20 protein-coding genes are annotated in these 22597 nt (G+C 64.5%); 7 read left to right on the top strand and 13 right to left on the bottom strand.

Annotation, left to right across the window (positions count from 1 at the left end):
- Positions 1-14: 14 nt before the first annotated feature.
- The 8 genes from CLU93_RS01515 to CLU93_RS01480 all read right to left on the bottom strand — a co-directional run bounded on the left by CLU93_RS01515 (position 15) and on the right by CLU93_RS01480 (position 8158).
- Positions 15-716 carry an ABC transporter ATP-binding protein gene (locus CLU93_RS01515; RefSeq protein WP_099759707.1) on the bottom strand — a complete coding sequence of 234 codons (702 nt, stop codon included), beginning with the start codon at positions 714-716 and terminating at the stop codon, positions 15-17.
- Positions 709-1422, bottom strand: coding sequence for an ABC transporter ATP-binding protein (locus CLU93_RS01510; protein ID WP_099759706.1), 714 nt, complete (start codon positions 1420-1422; stop codon positions 709-711). Before CLU93_RS01510 ends, CLU93_RS01515 begins: the two co-directional genes overlap by 8 nt.
- Complete coding sequence (locus CLU93_RS01505; protein ID WP_099759705.1) at positions 1415-2377, bottom strand: branched-chain amino acid ABC transporter permease; 963 nt, start codon at positions 2375-2377, stop codon at positions 1415-1417. Before CLU93_RS01505 ends, CLU93_RS01510 begins: the two co-directional genes overlap by 8 nt.
- The gene (locus tag CLU93_RS01500) at positions 2374-3246 is read right to left on the bottom strand and encodes a branched-chain amino acid ABC transporter permease (RefSeq protein WP_099759704.1); all 873 of its coding nucleotides are present in this window, start codon (positions 3244-3246) and stop codon (positions 2374-2376) included. Before CLU93_RS01500 ends, CLU93_RS01505 begins: the two co-directional genes overlap by 4 nt.
- 104 nt (positions 3247-3350) lie before the next feature.
- Entirely contained in the window at positions 3351-4517 is a 1167-nt protein-coding gene (locus CLU93_RS01495) for an ABC transporter substrate-binding protein (protein WP_099759703.1), read from the bottom strand.
- Between the two features lie 60 nt (positions 4518-4577).
- Positions 4578-6116 (bottom strand): class I adenylate-forming enzyme family protein, encoded by a 1539-nt coding sequence (locus CLU93_RS01490; protein ID WP_099759702.1) that lies wholly within the window; start codon positions 6114-6116, stop codon positions 4578-4580.
- Positions 6117-6127: 11 nt separating this feature from the next.
- Positions 6128-7282: an acyl-CoA dehydrogenase family protein gene (locus CLU93_RS01485; protein WP_099759701.1), complete on the bottom strand. Its 1155-nt coding sequence runs from the start codon at positions 7280-7282 to the stop codon at positions 6128-6130.
- Positions 7283-7333: 51 nt separating this feature from the next.
- Positions 7334-8158, bottom strand: coding sequence for an IclR family transcriptional regulator (locus tag CLU93_RS01480; RefSeq protein WP_099759700.1), 825 nt, complete (start codon positions 8156-8158; stop codon positions 7334-7336).
- 287 nt (positions 8159-8445) lie between these two features.
- Between CLU93_RS01480 and CLU93_RS01475 the strand changes: the two genes are divergently transcribed.
- Together CLU93_RS01475 and CLU93_RS01470 are read left to right on the top strand one after the other, a co-directional pair.
- Positions 8446-10440 (top strand): TonB-dependent receptor plug domain-containing protein, encoded by a 1995-nt coding sequence (locus tag CLU93_RS01475; RefSeq protein WP_099759699.1) that lies wholly within the window; start codon positions 8446-8448, stop codon positions 10438-10440.
- A 30-nt stretch (positions 10441-10470) separates the two neighbouring features.
- Positions 10471-11010 carry a molybdopterin-dependent oxidoreductase gene (locus CLU93_RS01470; RefSeq protein ID WP_099759698.1) on the top strand — a complete coding sequence of 180 codons (540 nt, stop codon included), beginning with the start codon at positions 10471-10473 and terminating at the stop codon, positions 11008-11010.
- Between the two features lie 41 nt (positions 11011-11051).
- Here the strand turns inward: CLU93_RS01470 and CLU93_RS01465 are convergent, their stop codons facing one another.
- The 3 genes from CLU93_RS01465 to CLU93_RS01455 are packed head-to-tail and all read right to left on the bottom strand — an operon-like array spanning position 11052 to position 13919.
- Complete coding sequence (locus CLU93_RS01465; RefSeq protein WP_099759697.1) at positions 11052-11981, bottom strand: alpha/beta hydrolase; 930 nt, start codon at positions 11979-11981, stop codon at positions 11052-11054.
- Positions 11978-12844 (bottom strand): alpha/beta fold hydrolase, encoded by an 867-nt coding sequence (locus CLU93_RS01460; RefSeq protein ID WP_099759696.1) that lies wholly within the window; start codon positions 12842-12844, stop codon positions 11978-11980. Before CLU93_RS01460 ends, CLU93_RS01465 begins: the two co-directional genes overlap by 4 nt.
- Before the next feature lie 13 nt (positions 12845-12857).
- Complete coding sequence (locus tag CLU93_RS01455; protein WP_099759695.1) at positions 12858-13919, bottom strand: sugar phosphate isomerase/epimerase family protein; 1062 nt, start codon at positions 13917-13919, stop codon at positions 12858-12860.
- Positions 13920-14059: 140 nt separating this feature from the next.
- On the opposite strand from CLU93_RS01455, the gene CLU93_RS01450 reads away from it, so the two are divergent.
- Positions 14060-14665, top strand: a complete 606-nt coding sequence (locus CLU93_RS01450; RefSeq protein ID WP_099759694.1) for a TetR/AcrR family transcriptional regulator — start codon at positions 14060-14062, stop codon at positions 14663-14665.
- Positions 14666-14677: 12 nt separating this feature from the next.
- Here the strand turns inward: CLU93_RS01450 and CLU93_RS01445 are convergent, their stop codons facing one another.
- A complete protein-coding gene (locus tag CLU93_RS01445; protein WP_099759693.1) occupies positions 14678-15055 on the bottom strand; it encodes a flagellar basal body protein in 378 nt (125 codons plus the stop codon).
- A gap of 212 nt (positions 15056-15267) precedes the next feature.
- Here CLU93_RS01445 and CLU93_RS01440 point away from each other — a divergent pair, with 212 nt between their 5' ends.
- The 4 genes from CLU93_RS01440 (at position 15268) to CLU93_RS01425 (ending at position 19689) form a co-directional block, all read left to right on the top strand.
- Complete coding sequence (locus CLU93_RS01440; RefSeq protein WP_257224829.1) at positions 15268-16398, top strand: dienelactone hydrolase family protein; 1131 nt, start codon at positions 15268-15270, stop codon at positions 16396-16398.
- 113 nt (positions 16399-16511) lie between these two features.
- Complete coding sequence (locus CLU93_RS01435; protein WP_099759692.1) at positions 16512-17987, top strand: NYN domain-containing protein; 1476 nt, start codon at positions 16512-16514, stop codon at positions 17985-17987.
- A gap of 133 nt (positions 17988-18120) precedes the next feature.
- A complete protein-coding gene (gene trhA, locus CLU93_RS01430) occupies positions 18121-18738 on the top strand; it encodes a PAQR family membrane homeostasis protein TrhA (protein ID WP_099759691.1) in 618 nt (205 codons plus the stop codon).
- 69 nt (positions 18739-18807) lie between these two features.
- Positions 18808-19689, top strand: a complete 882-nt coding sequence (locus CLU93_RS01425) for a LysR family transcriptional regulator (protein ID WP_099759690.1) — start codon at positions 18808-18810, stop codon at positions 19687-19689.
- Between the two features lie 16 nt (positions 19690-19705).
- Here the strand turns inward: CLU93_RS01425 and CLU93_RS01420 are convergent, their stop codons facing one another.
- Complete coding sequence (locus CLU93_RS01420; protein WP_099759689.1) at positions 19706-22591, bottom strand: bifunctional diguanylate cyclase/phosphodiesterase; 2886 nt, start codon at positions 22589-22591, stop codon at positions 19706-19708.
- Positions 22592-22597 lie beyond the last annotated feature (6 nt).

The raw sequence follows: 22597 nt of genomic DNA, 5'->3' as shown, positions 1-22597 counted from the left end.
GCGGCTGATATCACTCAGCGCGCAAAATAGAGTTCGTGCAGGTGTTCGAGCTTGACTTCGGAAGCTGCCTGCGACAGCGCCACTTTGCCGCTTTGCATCAGGTAGACGTGATCGGCCACGCCCACGGCGCGCGCCGTGTTTTGTTCGACGAGGATGATGGTGCGCCGGCCGTCGTTCAGGCGCGCGAGGATCTCGAACAGTTCGTTGACCACCAGCGGCGCCAGGCCCAGCGAAGGCTCGTCGATGATCAGCAGCGACGGGTCCGACATCAGCCCGCGCGCCATCGCCAGCATCTGCGCTTCGCCGCCGGACAATGAACCGGCCAGTTGGCGGCGCCTCTCGTGCAAGCGCGGGAACATGGCATAGGCTTCGGCCAGGCGCGCCGGCATGTGGCTGCGGTGCTCTTTCGGGAAGGCGCCCATGATCAGGTTTTCTTCCACGCTCATGTCGCGAAACGTCATGCGCCCCTCGGGTATCATCGTCACGCGCGCATCGCTCATCTTCCAGGTGGGCGTGCCGTTGATGGCCACGCCGTCGAGCGCGATGCTGCCCGCGCCCACGGGCAGCAGCCCCATGATGGCCCGCAGCAGGGTGGTCTTGCCGGCCCCGTTCGGGCCGATGATGGTGGTCAGCTTGCCCTTCCGGATCGACAGCGACACATCCCACAGCACATTGATGGCGCCATAGCCGGCGCGCAGATTTTCTATCTCAAGCATGGACGGCTCCCGTATAGCTTTCGATGACGGCCGGATCGCGGAAGACGGCATCGGGCGTGCCGTCGGCGATCAGCTGGCCAAAATTGAGCACGGCCACGCGCTGGCACAGATTGCTGATGGTTTCGATGTCGTGTTCGATCATGACGATGCCCACGCCAAAGGCCGCGTGCAAGTCCTTCAGCATGCCCATGAAGCGGCGCTTGCCGTTCGTTTCCAGGCCGGCCAGCACTTCATCGAGCAGCAGCAGTTTCGGGTTCGTCGCCAGCGCCTTGGCCACTTCCAGCGCTTTGAGTTCCGTCAGCGCCAGTTCGCTGGCCGCATCGCGCCCGGCCTTGTCAAGCAGGCTCGTAAAATCAAGGATTTCATCGATCTTGCGCATGTCCACCTTGCCGGTGCCGAAGCGCTGCGCCACGATCAGGTTCTCGCGCACCGTCAGTTCATGCATCGGCTGCGGAATCTGGAAGGTGCGGCCCAGTCCCAGGCGCGCGCGCTGGTACATGGGCGTGGCCATGATGTCGCGCCCTTCGAAGCGGATGCCGCCGCTGGTGGGGCGCACCAGGCCGGAAATTGCATTGAACAGCGTGGTCTTGCCGGCGCCATTCGCGCCCACCAGGCCGATCACGTCGTGGCTGCCCACCTTTAACGTGACGGAATCGACGGCCGTCAGGCCGCCGAAGCGCACGGATACATTATCGAGTTCAAGCATGTGCTTTCTCCTTCGCGTTGAACAGTTTGCGGAGTAGCGGCAGCAGGCCGTTCGGACTGAAGACGATCATCGCCACCAGCAGCACGCCCAGCACCAGCTGGTGCCCGGTGGGGATCAGCGATTTAAAAATGAGCTGGTCGACCAGGTAGACCACCACGGCGCCCAGCACGGGGCCGAGGATGGTGCGGTAACCGCCGAAGATGGCCGCCACGATCGGCAAGGTCACCCACAGACTATTGAAGGCGTAGTCGGGCTCCAGGAAATTGATGTAATGGGCGTTGAAGGCGCCGAACAGGCCCGCCATGAAGGCCGACACGAGCAGCATCGCGCCTTTCAGCAAGGTGCTGTTGACGCCGACGACGCGCGTGGCGTCTTCGCTGTCGTGCATGGCGCGCAGGGCGATGCCGTAATGGCTGGCGCGGATGCGGCTATAGGCGAAGGCGCACGCCACCACCAGGGTCAGCACCACCAGGTAGGCGCCCGTCTTGCTGGCCAAATCGAAGCCGAAGACGGTGGGCAAGGTGGGGATATTGTTCACGCCACCGGCGCCGCCTGTGACGGCACTCCATTCCGTTGCCAGGATGCGGAAGATGTGGGCGTAGGCGAGGATGGCCAGCGCAAAGTACGGCCCGCGCAGGCGCAGCACGGGCAACATGATGACGGCGGCGATGGCCGCGCCCGCGCCACCGAGCAGCATGGCGGCAAATACGGGCACGCCCAGTTTCACGGTCGTGAGGGCGGAGACATACGCGCCCACGCCGAAGAAGGCCGCATGGCCGAAGCTGACCATGCCGCCCAGATTGCCCAGCAGGGCCCAGGACATGGCCACGCCGCCGATGACCAGGGCCGCCACCACCATGCTCATCACATACTGGTTGCCGCCCAGAGCCAGCGGCACCGCGACATACGCGGCCAGCAGCAAAGCGGCCGTTGAAAGGAAAGTTGAGCGCTTCATCCGCGCCTCCGTTGTGCGCCGAACAAGCCGTTCGGCATGATGAACAGCACCAGCAGGAACAGCACCATGCCGGACAATTCCTGCAGCGCGGAGCTGGCCAGGGTGACGGTCAGCGCTTCGGCCACGCCCAGCAGCACGGCGGCCAGCAGCACGCCGGGGATGGAACCGATGCCGGCCAATACCGTGATGATGAAGGCTTTCACCGTCAGCGCGCCGCCGTAGGCGGGCTGGATCACGCCATAGCTGAACAGGGCGACGCCGGCGAAGGCGGCCAGGATGCCGGCGACGAGAAACGACACCAGTTCCGTGCGGCCCGGGTCGATGCCCATCAGCTTGGCCGCATCGCGGTTGCTGGAGACGGCGCGCACGGCGCGGCCATACCAGCTGGTCGACAGCCAGCGCCACAGGGCCGCCATCAGCACCAGGCTGACGCCGAAGAAAATCACTTCGCTGCGCATGCTGAAAAACGGGCCGATCTCGATGCCTTCCTGCAGCCAGCTCGATGAGGTCGAGCGGATGTCCGCCTTCCAGACCAGCAAAATGACATTGGTGAGTATCACGCCGATGCCGTAGGTGAGGATCAGCGAATTGATTTCGCGGTCCTTCTTGATGCGGCTGACGATCAGATACACGCCCACGGACGTCAGGCTGACGATCACCAGCGCGATGGGAATGGCGAACATGGGACCGAGGCCCAGGCCAGATTCGACGCTGTAGGCGATGTAGGCGGCCAGCAGCACCAGTTCGCCGTGCGCCAGGTTGATCACTTTCATGGTGCCGAAGACCAGCGCCAGTCCCAGTGCGATCAGGGCGTAGGAGCCGCCCTGCAGCAAGCCTGAATACAGGGCTTGCAAGATTAATTCTGTCATGTCGTCATCCCGTCAGGCAGCCCTGGCGCCGCGTGTACACAGCGCAGAACTGCCGTTCATCGGTGCGCGCCCGGCAGGCGCGCGCGTGTGCAGCGGGAGGCTGCTTACCAGGGCAGGGCTGGATAGGCCAGCTTGCCCGTGGCGTGTTCCTTCGGCCAGACGATCACCACTTTCTTGTCCTGGTGCTGCGCCATGCGGTGCACGAAGTTCAGGTTGTCGCCATTGGCGGCGAACTGCACCCGGCCGATCAGGGTTTCGCGGTCCGTCTTGCGCATTTCATCGGCCACGCCGCCTTTTTTGAGCGTGCCCTTGTCGGCCGCGCGCGCGATGGCTTCGAACAGCAGCATCGACTGCACGTAGCCGAACTGGCCCAGGTAATCGGGCTCTTTCTTGTACAGCTGCTTGTAGGCGTCGCTGAAGGCCTTGCCGTCGGCCGTCTTGAATTCGGTCGGGAAGGGCAGCAGGGCCGTGCCGAACACATTCGGCATCAGGTCGGGGAAGTCGGATGCCATCTTCGGCGTGGCCAGCGACCACACGCCCACCATGGCCTTGATTTTTGGTTTGAGCACGCGCGCGGCGCGGATGATGCCCACGTAATCGTTTTCATAGCCGACCATGGCCACCACTTCCGATTTGTCCTGCAGCTTGATCTTGTTGATGATGGGCTTGAAGTCCGTAATGGCCGGGTCGAACGAATGCGTCGTCACCTTCACGCCCTTGGCCGCCAGGGCTTTTTCCACGTCTTTCGCCAGACCCGTGGTGGCGTCCTTGGTCGAATACACGATGGAGACGGACTTGGCGCCCACGTCCTGCAGTAGTCCCAGCATGGCTTTTTCATAGCCGGCCGTGTTATTGATACGGAAAAAATTCTTGCGCCCGCTCGCTACCAGGCTGTCGTCCACGCCGCCCGAGGTGATGTAGACGAGGCCCAGCTTATTGGCCGTGTCCGAGGCGGGCGAGATATTGTTCGAGCCATAGCCGCCCGTGATGGCCACCACGCCCTGGCTGGCCAGCTTTTCCACGGCGGCGATGGCCTTGGCGGGCGCCGATTCGTCGTCGACGGTGATGATCTTGATGGTGTGCTTGCCGTTGGTCTTGTTGAAGACCTCGGCCGCGACCATGATCCCTTCCTGCATGCCGGCGCCGACCCGCGCCAGGTTGCCCGTCAGCGGGATTTCCGCGCCGACCAGGAATTCGTCGGCGCTGGCCTGCGTCATCCAGGCGCTGGCAACCAGCGCTGCCATGGCGATGCGTGTGTAGGTGCGTTTCATCGTGTCTCCTCCGGTGATGTGGCTTGGTTTTGTTCTCAAGTCTGGTACTACATGGTCAACTTATCGGGCATTCTGCGCCATTTGCCGCAGCTGCCCCTTTAAAATCTTGCCCGTGGCGGCGGCCGGCAGCGCGTCCATGACGATGATGGCGGACGGGCATTTGTACGGCGACAGCGTTTGCGCCAGCCAGGCCTGTAATTGTGCCACGCTGGCGGGCTGGCGCGGGTCCAGCTCCACATAGGCGATGACGTCCTCGTTGCCATCGTCCAGGGTGCGTCCCACCACGGCCGATTGCACCACGCAGGGGTGGGCGTTGAGCGCCGTTTCCACTTCCAACGGATACACATTGAAGCCGGAGCGGATGATCAGTTCCTTGGTGCGCCCGACAACGAACAACGCGCCGTCCGGTTCCTGGCGCGCCATGTCGCCCGTATTGAGCCAGCCGCCTTCGCGCATGGTGGCCTCCGTCATGGCCGCTTCGCGGTAGTAGCCGGCCATGATGTTCGGTCCGCGTATCCATAATTCTCCCGCCGCGCCCGGCGTCACATCCAGGCCGGCCACGTCCACCACGCGTACTTCCACGCCCGGGATCGGCATGCCGACGGAATCGTCGCGGCGCGGCGCTTCCAGGCGCGTCTGGCTGATGGTGGGCGCGCTTTCCGTCATGCCGTAGCCATTGTGCAGCGCGGTGCCCAGCAGCTTTTCCACGTCGCGCTTGAGCGACGGCGCCAGCGGCGAGCCGCCCGCATACGCAAAGCGCAGCCGCGTGGGCAGCGGCGTGTCGGCGCCGCCCAGGGTTTGCAGCAGCTTGGCGTACATGGCGGGCACGCCCTGGACGATGGTCAAGCCGTCGTCCTTCAGGGCCGAGAGCAGGCCATCGACGGAAAAGCGCGGCACCAGGTACAGCGCGGCGCCCGCATACAGGGTCCCCAGGGCCACCGAGGCCAGGCCGTACACGTGCGAAATCGGCAGCACGCCATAGGCGCGGTCGCTGCGCGTCAGGCCGCGCAAGGTGCTGGAGACGGCGGCGATGAACAGCAGGTTGCGGTGCGTCAGCATCACGCCTTTTGATTGGCCCGTGGTGCCCGTCGTGTAGATCAGCGCGGCCACCTGTTCGTTGCCGGGGACCGTGGCTTCCGGAATGGACGCTTCGTTCAATGCTCCCGCCAGCAGCTCGCCCATGCCGTCGACCGTGGCAGTGGTCGCGCCCAGACGCGCGGCATGCGCGGCCGCTTCCGGCGAGGCACCGGCCAGAAACAGCATGCGCCGCGCGGAACTGTGCGCGGCGATGGTGTCGATCTCGCGCGCCGACAGCCGTGCATTGACGTTGACGATCCACGCGTCGATGCTGGCGGCAGCAAAAATCAGCGCCACTTGCAGCGCGCAGTTCTCGCCCACCACCATCAGGCGGTCGCCGGCGCGCACGTCCAGCTGGCGCAACAACTGCGCGGCGCTTTCCACACTGTGCTGCAGCTGCGCGTAGGTCCAGCTGCGGCCCCCTTCATGCAGCGCCGGCGCGTCCGGCGCGCGCGCCGCCCAGTAGGCGGGAATGGCCGACAGGCGCGCCGGCAAGCCGGCCAGCAGGGCGGGGATGTCCATCGCGGTCGCCTTCACTTTTGCGCTGCCTTGATCATGTTGCGGGCGATGACGATCTGCTGGATCTGCGTCGTGCCCTCATAGATGCGGAACAGGCGCACGTCGCGGTAGAAGCGCTCGGCCGCGTATTCGCTGATGTAGCCGGCGCCGCCGTGGATCTGCACGGAGCGGTCGGCCACTCTGCCGCACATTTCGGAGGCGAACAGCTTGCAGCACGACGCTTCCGTCGAAATGTCTTCCTTGTTGTCGCGCCGGCGCGCGCAATCGAGCACCATGCTGCGCGCCGCGTAAATCTCGGCCTTGCTGTCGGCCAGCATGGCCTGGATCAGCTGGAATTCGGCGATGGGCTGGCCGAACTGCTGGCGTTCCATCGCATACGCCAGGGCGTCGCCCAGCATGCGTTCGGCCGCGCCCACGCAGACGGCGGCGATGTGCAGGCGGCCCTTGTCGAGCACCTTCATGGCCGTTTTAAAACCCACGCCTTCCTTGCCGCCGATGATGTTCGCGGCCGGCACGCGGCAGTTTTCAAAGATGACGTCGCAGGTATGCGCGCCTTGCTGGCCCATCTTCCTGTCGATTTTTCCCAGCGAGAGGCCCGGCGTGTCCCTTTCCACGATGAAGGCGGAGATGGCCGAGGCGCCCCGTTTGACGGGGTCCGTGCGCGCCATGACGGTAAAGATGCTCGCTTCGGGCGCGTTGGTGATATAGCGCTTGCTGCCGTTGAGGATATAAAAATCGCCATCGCGCACGGCGCTCGTGCGCAGCGAGGCCGCGTCGGAGCCGGACCCCGCTTCCGTCAGGGCGAACGAGCCGATGATATCGCCGGCCGCCAGCTTGGGCAGATAGTATTGTTTTTGCGCTTCCGTGCCGTCGATGACGATGCCTTGCGAGCCGATGCCGTTGTTCGTGCCGATCAGAGAGCGGAAGGCGGGCGAGGTGCGGGCGATTTCAAACGCGACGCGCACTTCCTCTTCCATGCTCAGTTCCAGGCCGCCGTAGGCTTCCGGGATGGACAGGCCGAACAGGCCCAGTTCGCGCATCTGCGCCACGATGGCGGGCGGTATCGTATCCGTTTCGGCCACCAGCGCCTCGTTCGGCACCAGCACTTCGCGCACGAAACGGGCGATGCTGTCGAGCAGGATGTTCAGGGTTTCTTCGTCGCGTATCATCGGTTTCCTCGGCGCTTTGAGTTGAGCTGTCGTTGAGAGGGGGCGCGCAGTCTAACCGCGGCCCAGGTTTTTTTCCACTGTCTTGACCAGGGCGACCAGTCGCGGTCCCAGGTCGGACTCGAGTTTTTCACGCGACAGCAAAAAGGCGGGGCCACCGCAATTGAAGGCCATCACCTGCTCGCCGTCGGCGCCCAGCATGGGCACGCCCACCGCATGCACGTCGTTCTGCCACTCGCCGGCCGAGATGCAAAAGCCCCGGTCCTGGTAATCCTTGAAGCCTTGCTCGATGCCGGCCTTGATGCGCGGCCAGCGCTCCGTCTCGTGCTCGCGCGCATGGTCCATCAGGTAGTCGCGCTCGGCCTGCGGCAGGATGCACAACAGGGCCTTGCCCATGGCCGTCGTCATCAGGGGAATGCGCGAACCGACATCGAGGCGCAGGGTGACGTTGGCGCTACTGCGGCAGGTTTCCACGTAGACCATGCTGAGGCGATCGCGCGTGCCCAGCGACACGGATGCCTGCGCATGTTCGGCCAGTTCTTCCATCTGCGGACGCGCCATCTTGCGCACGTCGAGGTTCGACAGCATGCGGTAGCCGAGGGCCAGCACGCCGGCGCCCAGCTGGTACTTGCCCAGGCTGTCCGAGTAATTCAGGTAGCCGAGTTTGGTGAGGGTATAGGTGAGGCGCGAAATCGTCGGTTTCGGGATGCCCGTGCGCTTGGCCATGTCCGCGTTCGACAGAAACACTTCGCCGGGGCGGAAGCACCGGAGCACTTCCAGACCGCGCGCCAGCGCGTTGACGAACTGGCGGTCCTTGCCTTCTTCGTCATCGCTGAAGACGATGAGTTCCGGATCGGCTGCGGCCTGAGTATTGCTCATATTTGCCCTCATTTTTTTGACTCCCTGGAAATGAGTTTGCCTAGCCGGATCCCGCATGTCAACCGTTTTATGAAACATGCGTTCGCACAGCGAAATGCTGCGCTGCATGAAAAAAGCGTGAAATTTGACTTGTGCGTGCGCTTTTGGCCTTCTCGCTTGAGCATCGCTATATACATCTGTATATTGCGCTGTTGGGTGACAGCCGCCGCAGACGTGGCCGCTTTTTTGTATTTTTTTGCGTAGCGCTATATAGCGTGATATACAACGATAATGGAAAGAGTCAGACGATGTTGAAACAGGTAATGGCAGGCGCCGTGATGCTGGCGCTGGCACAGCAGGCCGCTGGCAAGGAAGACGCGGATGCGGCGGCGCCGTTCGTGCTGGGCACGGTGACGGTGATCGGCCAGCGCGACCAGCTGGGGCAAGTAGCGCAGTTGGATGGGCAGCAGGTGGGTTCGCAAGTGAGTCGCGCCGAGATGCGCCGCTTTAACCGCGACAACGTGGGTGACGCCCTCAATCTGCTGTCGGGCGTGTCGCTGTCGACCAATGCGCGCAACGAAAAAACCGTCGCCATCCGCGGTTTCGATGCGCGCCAGGTGCCGCTGTATATCGACGGCATTCCCGTCTACGTGCCGTATGACGGCTACGTCGATTTCAACCGCTTCACGACTGGCGACCTGGCCGCCATCCAGGTGGCCAAGGGCTTCAGCTCCGTGGCCTACGGCGCCAATACCCTGGGCGGCGCCATCAACCTGATCTCGCGCAAACCCGCGGCGCGCCTTGAGGGCGATGCCTCGATCGGTTTCGGCTCGGGCAGCGAGCGCCAGGTATCGGCCAACGTGGGCACCAACCAGGGCTTGTGGTATCTGCAGGCGGGCGTGTCGTATATCGACAGCGACGGTTTCCCCATGTCGTCCGACTTCCGCCCGACGGCCACGGAAGACGGCGGCATGCGCAATAATGCCTACCGCAAGGACCATAAGCTGTCGTTCAAGGTGGGCTACACACCCGATGGCGCGCAGGCGGGCGACGAGTATGCACTGAGCTACTACAAGCAGCATGGCGAAAAGGGCCAGCCGCCATCGACGAACCCCGTCGGCGCGCGCTACTGGCAGTGGCCGTACTGGAACAAGGAAAGCGTGTATTTCGTCTCGCAGACGCGCCTGGGCCAGCAGGAACGCGTGAAACTGCGGCTGTACCACGACAGCTACGACAATGAAATCACCTCGTTTACCAATGGCAGCTACACGACCCTGAAAACCAGCGGCCAGGGCAGCGTCAGCGGCGGGCGCAGCATCTATAACGACCGCACGAACGGCGGCGCGGTGGAACTCGAATCGTTCCGCCTGGCCGCGCACCGCCTGCGTTTTGTGGCCAGCGTCAAGGCCGACGAACACCAGGAACTCGATGCCAAGGGCGTGCGCACCACCTGGTACAAGGACGCGCTGTGGACCCTGGGCGCGGAAGACAGCATCGCCCTGAACGCCGCGACGGAACTGTCGCTGGGCGCCTCGCGCAATGAGCTGCGCCCGGACACGGTCTACAGCGCCGGCAATGCGTATACCTTGCCCGATAATCAATCGGCCACCGACCTGCAGGCGGGCCTGTTCTACAAGACCGGTCTTGCATCGCGCGTGTACGCCACCGTGGCGCGCAAGTCGCGCCTGCCGACCCTGAAGGACCGCTACTCGCAGCGCCTGGGCACGTATATCGAAAACCCGGCCTTGCGCGCGGAAGAAGCGATGAACTATGAGCTGGGCTATCAAGGCAATGCGCAAGGCCTGGCACTGGAAGCAGCGCTGTTCTACAGCGACGTGAAGGACAAGATCCAGAGCGTGGCCAATGTCTCGGGCGCGCGCGCGCAGATGCGCAACGCGGGCCGGGCGCATATCAGCGGCGTGGAGCTGGGCTTGCGTGGCCGCGTTGGCGCCTGGCTCGATTTCGGCGGCAACTACACGTATACGGACATGAAAAATGTCAGCGACCGCGCCATCCGCCTGACGGACGTGCCGCGCCACAAGCTGACGGCGCACGCCGTGCTGCACGCGGCGCGCCAGGTCGACGTGGTGGCCATCGCTGAATCGAACAGCGGGCGCTGGGTCTCGAACACCCTGAAACTCGGTGGTTTTACGACGCTGAACCTGAAGGCCGTGGTCCGCCCCTTGCCGGCATTTACGCTGGAAGCGGGCGTGGCGAACCTGGGTGACCGCAATTACGCGCTGTCCGACGGCTTCCCCAGCGCCGGGCGCACCTGGCTGGCCAATGCACAGGTCCAGTTCTGATTTTTTGACTGTTTAATGAAAGGACACAGCATGATCAAGAAAATATTCGCTGGCTTTGCTTCGGCCGCGCTGCTGGCGGCGGCACCGGCCGCGTGGTCGGCACCCGCTGCCGCGCGCGACAACATGAGCCACGCGCTGGCCGTGACGGGCATGGTGGAAACGCCGCTGACCCTGAAGGTGGCCGACCTGCGCCAGCTGCCGCCCGCGAATGGCGGAGAGATTGCCGTCACGCGCCATAACGGCGACAAGGCCGAGACCATCACCAGTTATCGTGGAGTGCGCCTGCGCGATGTTCTCGACAAGGCGGTGCTCGACGCACCTGGCCACAACGACGTCAAGAAGCTCGCCATCATCGCCACGGCTACCGATGGCTACGCGGTGGTGTTTTCCTGGGGCGAGCTGTATAACGCGCCGGCCGGCGAGGGCGTGATCGTCTACTACCAAAAAAACGGCAAGGCGCTCGACGACAACGATGGCGAGATTGCCCTCATCTCGGCCAAAGACATTCGCACGGGGCCGCGCCACGTGAAATGGCTGAACGGCATCGAGGTGCGCAAGCTGGTGGAATAATGAAAAGCGCCGCCGTGGAGCCATCCCCGGCGGCGTTTTTTTTACCTTCCCAGGGCTGTTCGCATCGCCAGTCCCGCAACGTCGAACAATCCCCGCGCCGCTGGCGTCAGGCCCAGCATGTGTATCGATGCATGGATCATGCCGTCGAGCTGCACGCATTGTGTCGCCACGCCGTCATCGCGCAGCCGCTGCGCATACGTAACCCCCTCGTCATGCAGCGGGTCGTGCTCGCACACCAGCACGGTCGCCGGCGGCAAGTCCTTCAGCGAGGCGGCCCGCAGGGGCGCAGCATAAGGCTGCGCGCCTTCGGCCGGCTCGTTCAGGTACGCCGACCAGCAAAAACGCATCGCTTCGCGCGTCAGCGAATGGCCCTGCGCATAGCGCTGGTAAGACGGCGTGTCGAAGGCAAAATCGAGCGCCGGGTACAGCAGCAACTGGTGCGCCAGCGCGGGACCGGCCTGGTCGCGCGCCATCAGGGCGGCGGCTGCCGCCAGGTTGCCACCCGCGCTGTCGCCACCCACCGCCAGCCGCAGCGCATCGATGCCCAGCGCCGCCGCATGCTCGGCGACCCAGCACAGCGCCCTGTAAAAATCGGCTAGCGGCACGGGGAACTTGTGCTCGGGCGCCAGCCGGTAATCGACGGAAAAAATCACGCAGCCGGTGGCGTTGGCCAGCGCGCGGCACGGATTGTCGTACAGGTCCAGCGAGCACAGACACCATCCTCCCCCATGCGCAAAGACGATGGCGGGCAGGGGGGAGTTCGTATCCGCGCCGGCCGGCACGTAGGCGCGCACGGTCAGCGCATGTTCGCCGGGCAGCACGTAATCCCTGATCGAGCTGACGTCTTCCAACGGCCCGTGCAGCTGGCGCAGTCCCGTTTCCGTGGCCGCGCGCAGGTCTGCCAGCGAGGCGGGTGGCGGCGCATCTTTTGTTTCTTCCAGCCAGGCGGCGATCAGTGGATCGAGGCTCATGCGTTGTTTCCTGACTTTTCTCCGGCCAGGAAGGGCAGCAGGTGGGCGATGAACGCTTCCGGCTGTTCTTCCATGATGAAGTGGCCGCATTCGGCGACGATGGCGCCTTGTAAATGATCTGCCTTGCCCTGCATGGTCAGCAGGGGCGCGTCATTCGTCGCGTGCTCGGCACCGATGGCCAGCACGGGCATCGGCAGGCTGTGTTTTGCCCGCTGCAGGTTTTGCCGGATGGTTTCGGGGATGGCGCGGTAGTAGGCGAAACCCGCGCGCAGGGCGCCCGGCGTGGCGTAGGCGTCCGCATACACGTCGACGGCCACCTTGTCGCGGCGGTACGACCAGCGGTCGAAAATGAAGCGGATGTATTCGCGCTCCTTGCCCGCCGTGAGCATTTCCGGCAAATCGAGCACCTGGTTGAACATGAAGTGCCACAGGAAGATGTTGTCGGATGGCGCAACAAAAATCGGCGGCGCCGGTGCCAGGCCGGGAATGACGGCTTCCGTCAGCGCCAGTTTCGTCACGGCCTGCGGGAAATCGCTGGCCAGCGCATAGCCGACCCACATGCCGATGTCGTGGCCCACCACGTCGTACTGCGCGTGGCCCAGCGCCAGCATGGCGCGGTGCAGGGTGGCGGCCACGGTGCCCGTGTCGTAGCCATCGGCCGGGCGGCTTGAATGGCCGCTGCCGGGCGGGTCGATGGCGATCGCCTGGTAACCGTTGGCGGCCAGCGCTGTCATCACATGGCGCCACGCATACCAGGTTTGCGGCCAGCCGGGGATCAGCAGCACGGGTTTGCCTGCGCCGGCAATCACGCAATGCAGGCGCTGGCCGTCGATGCGGACGTAGTCGTGTGTAAAATCGTTCATATGGTTTCCCTAATTAGGTGTGCTGGATGCCCAGCAATTGATGGATCTGCTGCGCGCTGACGGGGGCGCCGGCGAAGTCGTCGAAGATCTTGTCGGTCACGGCAATGATGTGGGCGTTGATGAAGGCCACGCCTTCGCGCGCACCCACTTCCTGGTCCTTCAGGCAGCATTCCCATTCCAGCGTGGCCCAGCCGGCGTAATCGTTTTGCGCCATCTTTGAAAAGATCGCCTTGAAATCGACCTGGCCATCACCCAGCGAACGGAAACGCCCGGCGCGGTTTTCCCACGACTGGTAGCCGCCGTAGATGCCTTGCCGTCCCGTCGGATTGAATTCCGCATCCTTCACATGGAACATGCGGATGTGCTCCTTGTAGATATCGATGAATTCCAGGTAATTGAGCTGCTGCAGCACGAAGTGGCTGGGGTCGAACAGCATCTTGCAGCGCGGGTGGCGGCCCACTCTTTCATAAAACATCTCGAAGCTGATGCCGTCATGCAGGTCTTCGCTGGGGTGGATTTCGTAGCACAGGTTGACGCCCTGTTCCTCGCACACGTCGAGGATGGGCAGCCAGCGGCGCGCCAGTTCGTCGAAGGCCGCCTCAATCAGGCCGGGCGGGCGTTGCGGGAACGGGAACAGGTAGGGCCAGGCGAACGAGCCGGAAAACGTGCCCATGTCCGTCAGGCCCAGGCGCTTTGAAGCCATGGCCGCCAGTTTCACCTGTTCGATGGCCCACTCGGTGCGCGCGGCCGGCTGGCCGTGCAGGTGTGCCGGCGCGAAGCTGTCGCACAGCGCGTCGTAGGCCGGGTGCACGGCCACCAGCTGGCCGAGGATGTGCGTCGTCAGTTCGCTGATGACGAGGCCATGGCCGGCCAGCATGGCGACCAGGTCATCGCAGTATGCCTGGCTGTGTGCGGCCTGCGCCACGTCGAACAGGCGCGCATCCCAGGCGGGAATCTGCAGGGCCTTGAAGCCCATGCCGGCCGCCCACTCGGCGATGGCGGGCAAGGTGTTGAAGGGCGCCGTGTTGGCGGCGAATTGTGCCAGGTGCAGGCTCGGTCCCTGGATGGTTTTCATATCGGCTCCTATTCTTTGTCGATCGACAAAGAATAGGTGAAATTGTTGGCGCGGTCAAGGCGCAGCGGCAAAATAAATGGCGAAGGCGGGTGGCGTGCCAGGCGTTATACTGGCCGCCAGTTCGCAAGCAGAGGATGAAAATGGCAGGAAGACCGAGGGAATTTGACCGCGCGCTGGCGCTGGCAAAGGCGCGCGACGCGTTCTGGACGCGCGGCTATGAAGGCGTGTCGATGGCCGACCTGGTGGCGGCGCTGGGCATCGCCTCGGCGCGCATCTATGCGGCGTTCGGCTCGAAAGAGCAGCTGTTCCGCGAAGCCGTGGAATTGTATGAAACGGGAGAAGGCGCGTTTGCCGTGCATGCGCTGGCCGCCAGCCTGCATGTGCGCGAGGCGGTGGCGCGCATGCTGGAAGAAGCCGTGCTGCTGTACACGCGCAGCGGCCAGCCGCAAGGCTGCATGGTGGTCACGGCCGCGACCAACACGAGCGCGGACAACGCGGGCATCGCCGACTGGCTGGCGCAGCACCGCCGCGCGCGCACGCAAGCGGTCATCGAGCGCCTGCGCGCGGCGCAGCTGGCGGGAGAGTTAAAAGGGGACGCCGACGTGCAGGCGCTGGGCGATTATTATGCGGCGCTGCTGCATGGCCTGTCGGTACAGGCGCGCGACGGCATTCCGGCCGAACGGCTGCTGGCGCTGATTGCGCCAGCCATGGCGCCGCTGGCGCTGGCTTCCCAGGCTACCTTGTAGATAGTCGCAGGTTTATGTCTTGACGTCGATCAGGCTGCCCAAGGCCTGGTCGGCCGCCTTGACGACATTCGCCGACAGGTTGAAACCGGCCTTGTAGACCAGGTTATCCGTCAGTTCGGACGCCAGGCCCACGCCGTTCGGCCGGCTTTCGGCCGCCTTGAGCGCATTTGCATTGGCGCCGCTGACGCTGACGCTTTCGCTGGCGGCCAGCTTGCGCCCTTCGACGGAGAGCGTGACGCCCGTGCCGGCCGGACTGGACTCCTGGAACGCGGCTTGTTGCGGCTGGAAGCCCGGCGTATTCGCATTGGCGATATTGTTGGCGGCCACATCCAGCGCGCGCTGGTTGGCGGTCAGCCCCGAGGTACCGCTGGTGAGGGCGGAGATGGACATGGCGACTCCTTCAGAATACGCCTAGTTTACTCCCGCCTGCGGGAAAAGTGTGGTGGTGCAAGGCAAAAATTTTTCCTGTTGCTTCGTGCCGAAAAATAGCTGCATCACATAATATTTTCATATTGCTCTGTGGCATTTCACTGCCTAGACTGGCAGGGAAGTCGTCCACGGAGTCCGCCATTTTTCCTCTGCGTCGCCCCATTTTCCTGGCTTTGCTGCTCAGTTTTCCTTGTGCGCCCCTGAAAGCCCAGCTTGTTCCCTCGCAGTTGCCGCTCGATGCGCGCCTGCACGAGCAGGTGATCATGCTGCCGGCCGGCGACGGCTTGCGCGAGATGCTGGAAACGACGGTGTTCCGCCCCGCCGGCCCCGGCCCGTTTCCCTTGTTGCTGATGAATCACGGCAAGCAGGCCGGCCCGGCGCGGCTGCAGCAGCGCGAGCGCTTCATCTATATGGCCACCGAATTCGTGCGCCGCGGCTATGCGGTGATGCTGCCCATGCGCGCCGGCTTTGCGCGCTCCACGGGCGCCTACCGCGATTTCGGCTGCGACATGCTGGGCAATGCCCAGGGCCAGGCACGCGACATGCTGGCCGCACTGGCGTATGCGCGCCGCCAGAGCTGGGTCGACCCGCAGCGCATCGTCGTCGCGGGCCAGTCGTATGGCGGCATGGCGGCGCTGGCGCTGGCCACGCGGGTGCTGCCCGGCGTGCGCGGCGTGCTCAATTTTTCCGGCGGCCTGCGCGTCGACATGCCCGGCTGCGACTGGCAAGGGGCGCTGGCCAAGACTTTCGCCACCTTCGGCGCCTACAATCACATCCCCAGCCTGTGGCTGTATGGCGCGAACGACTCGTATTTTTCGCCGGCGCTGGCGCAGCGCCTGTTCCGCTCTTTCACTGGTTCCGGCGGGCAGGCGGAACTGGTCGCGTATGGCCCGTTCAAGCGCGATGCCCACCTGACCCTGGGCAGCCGTGACGGCGTTGCCGTGTGGCTGCCCGCCACGGAGCGCTTCCTGCAGAGAATCGGCATGCCGGTGCGCCAGGTCTACCGCGTGGCCGATGCGCCGTCGCCACCCGCCACGCATTTCGCGCCGCAGGACGATATCGCCGCCGTGCCGTATCTGGCAGAGCAGGGCCGCGCCGCCTACCGCGTCTTTCTCGAGAAAACCGCGCCGCGCGCCTTTGCCCTGTCGGCCAGCGGCGCCTGGGGCTGGGCCGAGGAGGGCGAAAGTCCCGATGTGCGCGCACTCGCTTCGTGCCAGCGCCGCAGCAGCCTGCCGTGCCAGTTGTATTCGGTCGATGAAAGCGTGGTTTGGCCAGTCGCCAGCGCCGTCGGCGGTGCGCAATAGGTGCACCGCGCACGATAGTTGTCGCCGAAACGGGGGATGGGCGAATATACTAGGCGAAAAGGGAGGCGTTGCGCTTCCCGTCCGCCCTTATTATCCAGCGAGAATTCATCCTTATGGCGTCATCCCCAGAAAACCTCAGCATGGCCGTGTTTTGCGACTTCGAGAACGTCGCGCTCGGCGTGCGAGATGCAAATTACGAAAAATTCGATATCAAGCCCATCCTCGAACGCTTGCTGCTCAAGGGCAGCATCGTTGTCAAGAAGGCATATTGCGACTGGGACCGTTATAAAAGTTTCAAGGGCACCATGCACGAAGCGAACTTCGAGCTGATCGAAATTCCCCACGTGCGCCAGTCCGGCAAGAATTCGGCCGACATCCGCCTGGTGGTCGACGCACTGGACCTGTGCTACACCAAGGCCCACGTGAACACCTTCGTCATCATCAGCGGCGATTCCGATTTTTCGCCGCTGGTGTCGAAACTGCGCGAAAACGCCAAGCAGGTGATCGGCGTGGGCGTCAAGCAGTCGACCTCCGACCTGCTGGTAGCGAACTGCGACGAATTCATTTTCTACGATGACCTGGTGCGCGAGAGCCGCCGCACGGCCGCCAAGCGCGACGCGCGCGAAAGCCCGGCTGCCGCTGTCAAGCGCTCGCCCGACGAAGAAGTGCGCCGCAAGGAAAAATACGAGTCGCGCAAGACGGAAGCGATCGAGATGGCCGTCGAAACGTTCGACGCGCTGGTGTCCGAACGGGGCGACAGCGGCAAGATCTGGGCGTCGATGCTGAAAGAAGCGATCAAACGCCGCAAGCCGGACTTCAGTGAATCGTATTACGGTTTCCGCACCTTCGGCAACCTGCTGGAAGAAGCGCAGACGCGCGGCTTGCTGGAATTTGGCCGCGACGAGAAATCGGGCGCGTATGTCTACCGTAGCAGCGGCCTGGTGGCCGTACCGGCTGCCGTGAACGCCGATGGCGCCAGCGAGACCATCGCCAGTGGCGAGACCGGCGCGACGGCGGAAGAGGGCAACAGCCGCGAAGGCGGCAGCCGCCGCGATTCGCGCCGCAATGGCCGTGGCGGTCGCAAGCAGAACGAGCAACGCCGTAGTGAAGCGCCACAGGCCTTCGTGCCGGTGGCCGAGGCCGAATCGGACGTCATCGAGCAGTATGCGCCGGCGCCGCAGCCGGAAGTGCTGCACGAGGTGGCCGAACCTGTGGCCGAGGAAGGCAGCGCCAAGCGCGGTTCGCGCCGCAATGGCCGTGGCGGCCGCAAGAATGGCGATGGCGGGCGTGAAGCGCGCGCCGAAGTTGTCGCCGTCGAGGTGGCGCCGGTGGTGGAAACCATGCCTGAGCCTGTGCCTGAGCCGTTAGTGGAAGCCGTCGTGGAAGCGAAGCCGAAGGCCAAGCCGCGCACGCCGGCACGCAAGACTGCAGCGGCGAAAAAACCGGCCAAGAAGGCGGTTGAGGCGGTAGTCGAAGTCATCGAGCCTGCGCCGGTGGAAGTCGCTCCGGTCGTTGAAGACAAGCCGGCCAAGGCGCCGCGCAAGACGCCGGCACGCCGTCCTGCGCGCAAGAAGGAGGAAGCGGCTTGATTGAAACCCCAAAGCAAGAACCGGGGTCGGACCCTCAGGGTCCGACCCCAGCCTTTCTATTGGGTTGAAGTCGCTCCGCCATTCTCGCAAGCGTGTACGATGAGCCTGTTTTTAACGAAGCGGGCGGTCAAGCATGTACCACGGTGAACGGTTCAACAGCATTTCCCATACGGTGGGCGCCGCGCTGGCGGCTATCGGCGGCGTCATCCTGATCGTCGCGGCGGCCCGCACGGGCGACCCCTGGAAAATCGTCAGCTGCAGCGTGTATGCGGCCATGCTGCTGACCCTGTACCTCACGTCCACCCTGTATCACAGCGTGCGCGGCAAGGCCAAGGCCATACTGCAGCGGCTCGACCACTGCGCCATCTATCTGCTCATCGCGGGAACCTACACGCCCTTCATGCTGGTGACCCTGCGCGGGCCGTGGGGCTGGTCGCTGTTCGGCGTCGTCTGGGGCCTGGCGCTGTTTGGCATCGTGCAGGAATATGTGTACGCGAAAGGCGCGCGCATCCTGTCGCTGGTGATTTACGTGGCCATGGGCTGGCTGGTCGTCATCGGCATCAAGCCGCTGCTGGCGGCGCTCGAGTGGAACGGTTTCCTGTGGCTGGTGGCAGGCGGGCTGTGCTACACGGGCGGTATCGCTTTCTACGCCACCGACCACAAGCTGCGCCATGGTCACGGCATCTGGCATCTGTTCGTGCTGGCCGGCAGTAGCTGTCATTTTATCGCCATTTTGTTCTACGTTGCCTGACGTAGCCGCCCGCCCTCACTGTTGCCGTCATTCCATTATAATGGCGCGATCTGTGAAACAAGGGCAAGAATGGACATCAACTCGGACGACCTGAAAATCTTCGTCACCGTCATCGACAGCGGCACCCTGAGCGCGGCCGCCGTGCACCTGGGGCAAACCACCTCGGGCATCAGCCGCGCGCTGTCGCGCCTGGAAGACAAGCTGGCCACCTCGCTGCTGACGCGCACCACGCGGCGCATGGAGCTGACGGAAGAGGGGCAGCTGTTCCTGGACAAGGCGCGCGCCATCCTCGCCTCGATGGAAGATGTGGAGGAATCGATCCGCATCCGCCGCCAGAAGCCGGCCGGGCGCCTGTCCGTGGATGCCGCCTCGCCCTTCATGCTGCATTGTGTGGTGCCCCACGTGGCCGAGTTTCGCGCCATGTACCCGGACATCCGCCTGGAGCTGACCAGCAACGACCAGATCGCCGACCTGCTCGAGCACCGTACCGACATCGCCATCCGCATCGGCGCCCTGGTCGACTCGACCCTGCATGCGCGCCCGCTCAGTGCCAGTCCCCTGCACGTGCTGGCCACGCCCGCCTATCTGGCGCGCCACGGCGAACCGGCCACGCCGGAAGCGCTGTCCTGCCATGCGCTGCTGGGCTTTGCCCAGTACGACCTGGGCAACAACTGGCCGCTGCGCCACGCTGCCGGCAACAGCCTGCAGATCGTGCCTGCGCTGGCCGCTTCCAGCGGCGAAACCCTGCGTCAGCTGGCGTTGCATGACCAGGGCATCGTCTGCCTGTCCGACTTCATGACGAAGGACGACATCGCGGCCGGCCGCCTGGTGCAGGTGCTGCAGCCGTTCTACACGGGCTACCGCCAGCAGATCCACGCCGTGTATTACCGCAATACGCAGCTGGCGCAGCGCATCAGCTGCTTCCTCGAATTCCTGCAGCAGAAGCTGTAAGGCCTGCGCCGTACGCTCAGGCCAGGGCGCCGGTGTCGTGGATGGCTGCCCGCAGCAGGGTTTCCACCTCGTGCGCCGGCAGCGGATGGCTGAAGTAATAGCCCTGTGCTTCGTCGCAGCCGTGCTGGCGCAGGTAGTCCAGCTGTTCCGCCGTTTCCACGCCTTCGGCCACCACGCGCAGCTTCAGGTTGTGCGCCAGAGCGATGATGGAGACGACGATGGCCGCGTCGTCCGCGTCGCGCGCCACGTCGCCGACGAAACTGCGGTCGATCTTCAGCACGTCGATGGGGAAGGTGCGCAGGTAGGCGAAGCTGGAATAGCCGGTGCCGAAGTCGTCGATCGACAGTTGCACCCCCAGCGCCTTCATGTCGTGCAACTGGCTGACGGCCAGCGCCACGTCGTGCATGAACAGGCTCTCCGTCAGCTCCAGTTCCAGACTGGCGGGCGGCAGGCCCGTTTCCAGCAGCACGTTGGCGATCGAGGCGACCAGGTTCGGCTCGTTGAACTGGCGCGCCGACAGGTTCACGGCCAGGCGCAGCGTGTCCAGTCCCGCCGCATGCCAGCGTTTCACCTGCGTGCACGCTTCGCGCATGACCCAGGCGCCGATCGGCACGATCAGGCCTGTATCTTCTGCCAGCGCGATGAAGCGCTGCGGCGCCACCATGCCCAGTTCCGGGTGCTGCCAGCGCAGCAGCGCTTCCACGCCGACGATGCGTCCGCTGGCCAGGTCCACCTGCGGCTGGTAATGCAGCACGAACTGCTCGCGTTCGAGCGCGTTGCGCAGCGCCGTCTCGATGCGCAGGCGCTCCAGCGTGGCCTGGTTCATGGCCGTCGTGTAGAACTTGATGTTGTTGCGGCCCTGTTTCTTGGCGCAGTACATGGCGATGTCGGCCTGCTCGATCAGGTTCTGCGTCTCGCCATGCAAGGTCACGTCGCCGGGGGCGTCGTAGCGCGACATGTCGTAGACGGCCACGCCGATGCTGCAGGTGACGAAAAATTCCTTGCCGTCGAGTAGTACCGGCTGCGCCACGGCATCCATCACGCGCTGCACGATGGCGCCGCTGAGTACTTCGTCGGCCTGTTCGCACAGGATGGCGACGAATTCGTCGCCCGACAGGCGCGCCACCGTGTCGCTTTCGCGCAGGCTGGCCTGCAGGCGCGTGGCGATGGTTTTCAGCAGCTGGTCGCCGGCCTTGTGGCCCAGGCTGTCGTTGACAAATTTGAACCGGTCGAGGTCGATCAACAGCACCCACAGGGCCCGGTTCTTGCGGCGCGACAGGGCCATGGCCTGCGCCAGGCGGTCGCGCAGCAGGGCGCGGTTGGGCAAGCCCGTCAGCACGTCGTGGTGGGCGATGTGCTGGATTTGCTGCTCGGCCAGCTTGCGTTCCGTGATTTCGGACCCTGTGCCCCGGTAGCCGTGAAATTCGCCCAGTTCGTTGAACAGCGGTTCGCCATTGATGCTGAACCAGCGCAGCTGGCCATCGCGGTCTTTCATCGCATATTCGAGGTTGGAAAAGGGCAGGTGCGCTTCCAGGTTGGCGATATGCTGCTTGCCCCAGCGCGAATTGCGCATCTCCGGATTATGTTCCCAGCGCGTCATGCCGATGAAGCGTTCCAGCGGCATGTTCGACTTGTCCGTAAAGCCGCCGGTGATGTGGGTGAAGCAGAAGTTGGCATCCTGTTCCCAGTACCAGTCCGAGGACAGGGCCAGCAGGCGGCGGAAGCGCTTTTCGCTTTCCTGCAGGGCGCGTTCCGTGCGCTGGCGCGCCCGCACGTCGGCGCTGAGCAGTTCATTGCTGCGCTTGAGGTCGGCCGTGCGCTGCTCCACCAGCAACTGCACGCGGCGCGAGCGCTGCGTCAGCGATTGCACGAAGGCGGCCGTCAGCACGCTGAACAGCAAACCCGTGATCAGGGTGAACAATGAGCCCAGATGGTCGGCCAGGAAGGGGCGCGGATGGGCCACCACGCGCACATGCCAGGGCCGGCCGGCGGACGCAAAGCCCCGGTCATAGTGGCTGTGATAGGCAAATCGCAGCCAGCGTGGCAGCGACTCCCAGGCGTCGCCCGCTGCGGCGGCAGGCGCCTGGCCATGCCGGAAGATCAAGTGGCGCGGGTCGGCTTTCGCATCGGCGTAGACGCTCAGTTCAAGCTGCGGGTCGCCCAGCAGGTCGGCGCCGGCGAGGATTTTCTGCACCAGTTCGCCGGCCCGGACGATGGCCGCCGTATCGCCGATCAGCGCCGCGCGCCGCTGCGGCACCGTCTGCAGGGGTGCGCCATGGCGGTACACGGGGCGCAGGATAACGAAACCCTGCTGCGGACCCTGCGCCAGGGCCAGCAGGCCGGTGGCGGTAGTCTGGCCGCTGAGGATGGCCTGTTCCAGCGCGCCGGCCAGCAAGCCGTCAGGGCGCACGTTCAGGCCGAAGGCGGGGCGGTTGCCCTGCAGCGGTTCGAGATAATCGACCACCAGGTAGCTGGCGCGCGTTGTCGCGGGCAAGACGACGCCATCGCGCATTTCCGTCATGGCGTAATCGGGCACGATGCGCCGCAGCTCGGCCTCGAATGCCGCGCGCTGCGCATGCGGCACGATGCGGTGGAAATTGAAGGCCTGGATGAACGGGTGGCGCTGCAGCAGCGGCGTGGTGAAGTCGTGGAACTGCTCGCGCGTGACCGGCACGACGGCGGCAAACAGCTGGTTGGTCGTGGTCAGCACCTCGACCGCGTCGTCGAGTCCCTGCTCGATGGCGGCCACGCGCGCGCCGGCGCGCTGCTGCAGACTCAGGCTCATTTTGTCGTATTCGAGCTGGCTGATGGCGGCGAACAGCAAGCCGGTGATGCTGGCGCCGCAGGCAAGGGTCAGCGCGGCCGCGGCAGAAATCGACAATGGCAGGCGACGACGCAGCATGTTTTT

The sequence above is a fragment of the Janthinobacterium sp. 35 genome (assembly GCF_002754575.1).
GTDB lineage: Bacteria > Pseudomonadota > Gammaproteobacteria > Burkholderiales > Burkholderiaceae_D > Janthinobacterium > Janthinobacterium tructae.
Note: the sequence above shows the minus strand (reverse complement) of the source record. Positions and strands in the feature narration are given on the sequence as shown.

What these genes read in the sequence shown, in the direction of transcription:
- CLU93_RS01515 (WP_099759707.1), bottom strand. Translation starts at nt 716, where the DNA reads ATGCTTGAGATAGAAAATCTGCGCGCCGGCTATGGCGCCATCAATGTG.
- CLU93_RS01510 (WP_099759706.1), bottom strand. Translation starts at nt 1,422, where the DNA reads ATGCTTGAACTCGATAATGTATCCGTGCGCTTCGGCGGCCTGACGGCC.
- CLU93_RS01505 (WP_099759705.1), bottom strand. Translation starts at nt 2,377, where the DNA reads ATGAAGCGCTCAACTTTCCTTTCAACGGCCGCTTTGCTGCTGGCCGCG.
- CLU93_RS01500 (WP_099759704.1), bottom strand. Translation starts at nt 3,246, where the DNA reads ATGACAGAATTAATCTTGCAAGCCCTGTATTCAGGCTTGCTGCAGGGC.
- CLU93_RS01495 (WP_099759703.1), bottom strand. Translation starts at nt 4,517, where the DNA reads ATGAAACGCACCTACACACGCATCGCCATGGCAGCGCTGGTTGCCAGC.
- CLU93_RS01490 (WP_099759702.1), bottom strand. Translation starts at nt 6,116, where the DNA reads ATGGACATCCCCGCCCTGCTGGCCGGCTTGCCGGCGCGCCTGTCGGCC.
- CLU93_RS01485 (WP_099759701.1), bottom strand. Translation starts at nt 7,282, where the DNA reads ATGATACGCGACGAAGAAACCCTGAACATCCTGCTCGACAGCATCGCC.
- CLU93_RS01480 (WP_099759700.1), bottom strand. Translation starts at nt 8,158, where the DNA reads ATGAGCAATACTCAGGCCGCAGCCGATCCGGAACTCATCGTCTTCAGC.
- CLU93_RS01475 (WP_099759699.1), top strand. Translation starts at nt 8,446, where the DNA reads ATGTTGAAACAGGTAATGGCAGGCGCCGTGATGCTGGCGCTGGCACAG.
- CLU93_RS01470 (WP_099759698.1), top strand. Translation starts at nt 10,471, where the DNA reads ATGATCAAGAAAATATTCGCTGGCTTTGCTTCGGCCGCGCTGCTGGCG.
- CLU93_RS01465 (WP_099759697.1), bottom strand. Translation starts at nt 11,981, where the DNA reads ATGAGCCTCGATCCACTGATCGCCGCCTGGCTGGAAGAAACAAAAGAT.
- CLU93_RS01460 (WP_099759696.1), bottom strand. Translation starts at nt 12,844, where the DNA reads ATGAACGATTTTACACACGACTACGTCCGCATCGACGGCCAGCGCCTG.
- CLU93_RS01455 (WP_099759695.1), bottom strand. Translation starts at nt 13,919, where the DNA reads ATGAAAACCATCCAGGGACCGAGCCTGCACCTGGCACAATTCGCCGCC.
- CLU93_RS01450 (WP_099759694.1), top strand. Translation starts at nt 14,060, where the DNA reads ATGGCAGGAAGACCGAGGGAATTTGACCGCGCGCTGGCGCTGGCAAAG.
- CLU93_RS01445 (WP_099759693.1), bottom strand. Translation starts at nt 15,055, where the DNA reads ATGTCCATCTCCGCCCTCACCAGCGGTACCTCGGGGCTGACCGCCAAC.
- CLU93_RS01435 (WP_099759692.1), top strand. Translation starts at nt 16,512, where the DNA reads ATGGCGTCATCCCCAGAAAACCTCAGCATGGCCGTGTTTTGCGACTTC.
- trhA (WP_099759691.1), top strand. Translation starts at nt 18,121, where the DNA reads ATGTACCACGGTGAACGGTTCAACAGCATTTCCCATACGGTGGGCGCC.
- CLU93_RS01425 (WP_099759690.1), top strand. Translation starts at nt 18,808, where the DNA reads ATGGACATCAACTCGGACGACCTGAAAATCTTCGTCACCGTCATCGAC.
- CLU93_RS01420 (WP_099759689.1), bottom strand. Translation starts at nt 22,591, where the DNA reads ATGCTGCGTCGTCGCCTGCCATTGTCGATTTCTGCCGCGGCCGCGCTG.